This window comes from Vibrio crassostreae, assembly GCF_041439375.1.
Taxonomy (GTDB): domain Bacteria; phylum Pseudomonadota; class Gammaproteobacteria; order Enterobacterales; family Vibrionaceae; genus Vibrio; species Vibrio crassostreae_D.
In genome coordinates, this window is record NZ_JBGONY010000135.1 from 1 (window position 1) to 1,566 (window position 1,566).

Consider the following 1,566-nt stretch of genomic DNA (forward strand, 5'->3'; position numbering starts at 1 on the left):
TAGACATAATGACCCCCACGAAAGGTGCTAGCCTCCAATATCGTGGGTTAGCTTAAAGCCAGAGCCATAATTAGTGCGTCAAGCAACTAAATTTGGAGGCTAGCATGAATAAAGATAGCATAATTTTTATTGGCTTAGATACGCATAAGTCATTTATTCAAGTCACTGTATTACAAGAACATCGTGGAGCAAATCCACTACACCTTGGCCGTATTAAATCGAATAAGTCCGCGTTGATTAAATTGGCCAAACAACTGCAATCCAAGTATCCCAAAGCCACTCTGCACTTTGTTTATGAAGCAGGGCCATGTGGTTACTGGACTTATCGCTTAATGACGAGCCTTGGACACTGCTGCTATGTCGTCGCTCCATCACTTATTCCTAAAAAACCAGGCGATAGAGTTAAAACCGACAAACGTGACGCTGCAAAGCTCGCCAAGCTGTTAAAAGCCGAAGAGCTCACACCCATCTATGTACCGGAAGCAGAAGATGAAGCCATTCGAGACCTCTCGCGTGCTAGAGAAACCGCAATGAAAGATCTCAAAGACGCAAAGTTCCAACTCAAAGGCTTTCTTCTTCGCAATAATATCCAAGCGACGGTGAATGATAACTGGTCTAAAAAGCATCTACGGTGGCTAACCGACCTCATTCTTCCTCATCATAGTCAGCAAATCGTTTTACAAGAGATGATCATTACAATCAATGAGCGAATACAACGGCTTCAACGACTCGATAATGAACTACTCCATCAGGTCAAAAACTGGCGATACTATCCTGTGGTGAAAGCCATTCAAGCTATGCGTGGAGTCAGGTTACTCGTAGCACTCGGCACAATAGCCGAACTGGGTGACTTACGACGATTTGATCATCCAAGAAAGCTTATGGCTTACCTAGGGCTCGTTCCAACAGAAAACTCCAGTGGAGGTAAAACTCGCCGTGGCAGCTTAACAAAGTGTGGCAACAGTCGGGCCAGACGGTTGCTGGTCGAAGGCGCACACACCTATAAGCACAAAGCGAACATCTCTGTAGAGCTCCAACTAAGGCAAGAAGGACTGCCTAAAGAGATCGTCGATATCGCTTGGCAGGCCCAGCAAAGGTTATGTCGTCGTTACCAACGACTGCTACAAAAAGGTAAGCACCGAAATGTCGTTGTGGTCGCCATCGCTAGAGAGATGATCGCTTACATCTGGGCGATTGCTCGTGAAGTAGTCATCAGCGACGTCGATCCTAAAACTCGAATCGCTCGATTACCGGCATGAAGAAAGAATTAGTGTTATCGCATTGGATAAAGCATCGGGAGTGGCACAAACACCGACGGCGTTAGGACGGCAATATAGCTTCGGCTGTATTGAACCACGAGCATAGACTGAAGACAGGTGCCACGACGGAACAAGTAAGGTAGGCTCTACTCATCAAACGATGAGCAATCCACGTATATCAGCATGAGAACCGACGACATTACTTGCTTCATCTATGCGGTAACACTATCCCCTAAGCAACAAGAAAGGCTCTGATAATACAGGAGAGAAACTTCTACGTTTTTAATTGACAGTGGGGGTCATATCA

At 45.8% G+C, this 1,566-nt stretch carries 1 protein-coding gene; it reads left to right on the forward strand.

Annotated elements, in window-relative coordinates; genetic code table 11:
• Positions 1-104 precede the first annotated feature (104 nt).
• Positions 105-1,259, forward strand: coding sequence for an IS110-like element ISVisp2 family transposase (locus tag ACED45_RS24000; RefSeq protein ID WP_371715209.1), 1,155 nt, complete (start codon positions 105-107; stop codon positions 1,257-1,259).
• Positions 1,260-1,566: the final 307 nt, after the last annotated feature.